The organism is uncultured Veillonella sp., from assembly GCF_963524655.1.
In the GTDB taxonomy this organism is placed as follows: domain Bacteria; phylum Bacillota; class Negativicutes; order Veillonellales; family Veillonellaceae; genus Veillonella.
Window position 1 is genome coordinate 1 of the sequence record NZ_CAURHA010000078.1, and the last position, 2,635, is coordinate 2,635.

The 2,635-nt window shown below is 40.8% G+C and carries 1 protein-coding gene and 1 pseudogene; both read left to right on the top strand.

Annotated features, from left to right (window positions below; translation table 11 throughout):
* The first annotated feature begins 297 nt into the window (after positions 1-297).
* Entirely contained in the window at positions 298-2,367 is a 2,070-nt protein-coding gene (locus RYM16_RS09020; protein WP_314983410.1) for a polyribonucleotide nucleotidyltransferase, read from the top strand.
* Positions 2,368-2,377: 10 nt separating this feature from the next.
* Positions 2,378-2,635: pseudogene (locus tag RYM16_RS09025) on the top strand (dUTP diphosphatase); the annotation flags it as partial.

Below are 2,635 nucleotides of genomic sequence, written 5' to 3' on the forward strand. Positions count from 1 at the left end.
AATAATGTTGGAAGTGACACCGTAGTGGTGTCACCCCAACATTTATTATAGAGCCAATAAAATTAGCCGTCCTTTTGGACGGCTTTTTTATTTTATTTCCTTGTGTTATAATAACATTAGGCAAAGGGAAACGAATGCCGATAATCTATTGTGGAAACTGGAAAAAAGGACAGAGCGGCAACTCTGTCCTTTTTATTATGCTAGTTGCTATAAATGAAGTGAAAAAATAGCTTATTTTTTACTGATGATATATAATAAGAAGGTATACATATAAGAAGATTTTTAGGAGGAATAGGAATGGAACAATTCCAAATGGACCTAGCTGGTCGTACGCTTACGATCGAGACTGGGGAACTTGCAAAACAAGCTGGCGGTGCCGTAATGGTTGGCTATGGCGATACTCGTGTACTCGTTACCGCTACAGGTTCTAAAGAGGCGAAGGATATCGACTTCTTCCCACTTACAGTAGACTATGAAGAAAAAATGTACGCTGTAGGTCGTTTACCAGGTGGCTTTATTAAACGTGAAGCACGTCCACCTGAATCTGCGATTTTGAATAGCCGTTTGATCGACCGTCCTATTCGTCCATTATTTGATAAAGGTGTACGCAATGAAGTACACGTAGTAGCAACAGTTATGTCCGTAGATCAAGATTGTGATCCAGCAGTATGTGGCATGATTGGTGCTTCTGCAGCATTATCTATTTCTGATGTGCCTTGGAATGGTCCTATTGCAGGCGTTCGCATGGGTCGTATCAATGGTGAGTTCGTTGTAAACCCAACTAAAGCTCAATTAGAAGAAACAGACCTTAACATTGTTGTAGCTGGTACTAAAGATGCTATCCTCATGGTTGAAGGTGGCGCTGAAGAAGTTCCAGAAGATATCATTCTTGAAGTTATTATGACAGCTCACGAAGAAATCAAAAAAATCGTAGCGTTCCAAGAAGATATGACTGCAAAAGTAGGCAAGGAAAAACGTGTATTTGAAAGTAAAGACGTTCCTGCTGAAATCGCTGATGCAGTTCGCGCTTATGGTCATGATAAACTTGACGCAGCAGTTCGTTGTGCAGATAAACAACAACGTGATGCTCAAGAAAGTGAAGTACGCGCAGATGTATTAGCTCACTTTGAAGAAATCTACCCTGACAATATGGGGGACGTAAATAAAGCATTTGACGCTATGATTAAAGAAATCGTTCGTCATATGATTACTGTTGAAAAAATTCGTCCAGATGGTCGTAAACTTGATGAAGTTCGTCCAATCTCTTGCCGTACAGGTGTATTGCCTCGTACACATGGCTCTGGTTTATTTACACGTGGTCAAACTCAAGTATTGAACGTAGCTACTGTAGCTCCATTGTCCGAAACACAAACAATTGATGGCATTGGTATTGAAACAGAAAAGCGCTATATTCACCACTATAATTTCCCATCCTTCTCCGTAGGCGAAACTCGTTCCTCCCGCGGTCCTGGTCGTCGTGAAATTGGTCATGGTGCTTTGGCTGAACGCGCTTTGGTTCCTGTAATTCCTAGCGAAGCAGACTTCCCATATGCATTGCGTTTAGTATCTGAAGTATTAGAATCCAATGGTTCTAGCTCCATGGCTTCCGTATGTGGTTCCACATTGTCCTTGATGGACGCTGGCGTACCTATTAAAGCCCCTGTATCAGGTATTGCTATGGGTCTTGTAACGCAAGGTGAACACTACACAATCTTAACTGATATTCAAGGCATGGAAGATGCTCTTGGCGATATGGACTTTAAAGTTGCTGGTACTGCAAAAGGTGTAACAGCAATTCAAATGGATATTAAAATCTCCGGTTTATCCCGTGAAATCCTTCAAGAAGCATTAGAACAAGCTCACAAAGGCCGCATGCACATCATGGGCATTATGCTTGATACAATTGCTGAACCTCGTCAACAAATGTCTGAATATGCTCCACGCATTATTACAATGAAAATCGATCCAGATAAGATTCGTGACGTAATCGGTTCTGGCGGTAAAGTGATTCGTGGTATCATCGAAGAAACTGGCGCTAAAATCGACATCGAAGATGATGGTACAGTATTCATTGCTTCTGTAGAACAAGAAGGTGCTGCAAAAGCTCAACAAATTATTGAAAACCTTACTAAAGAAGTTGAAGTAGGTGAAGTATACCTTGGTAAAGTAACTCGTTTGATGGCATTCGGTGCTTTCGTAGAGGTATTACCAGGTAAAGAAGGTCTTGTACACATTTCTAAACTTGCAAAAGAACGCGTTGAAAATGTAGAAGACGTAGTAAATGTAGGTGATGAGATCATGGTAAAAGTTATCGAAATCGATAAACAAGGCCGTGTTAACTTGTCCCGTAAAGATTGTTTAAAATAAGAGGTGTTACATGGATATTCGTGGCTTTGAAGTAGTTTCTGCTTTTGAAGAACAAGATATCAATTTACCGACACGTAAAACAACAGAAAGCGCAGGCTATGATATTGAATGCGCTGAAGCTGTTACTTTAGAACCAGGTCAAGTAGTATTAGTGCCAACAGGTATTAAAGCTTTCATGGCATACGATGAATACCTTGCCATTCACATTCGTTCTAGCATGGCTATTAAGCGCCATCTAGCACTCGTTAATAGCACAGGCATTATCGAC

Coding starts and splice junctions, on each gene's coding strand:
- RYM16_RS09020 (WP_314983410.1), top strand. CDS start 298: ATGGAACAATTCCAAATGGACCTAGCTGGTCGTACGCTTACGATCGAG.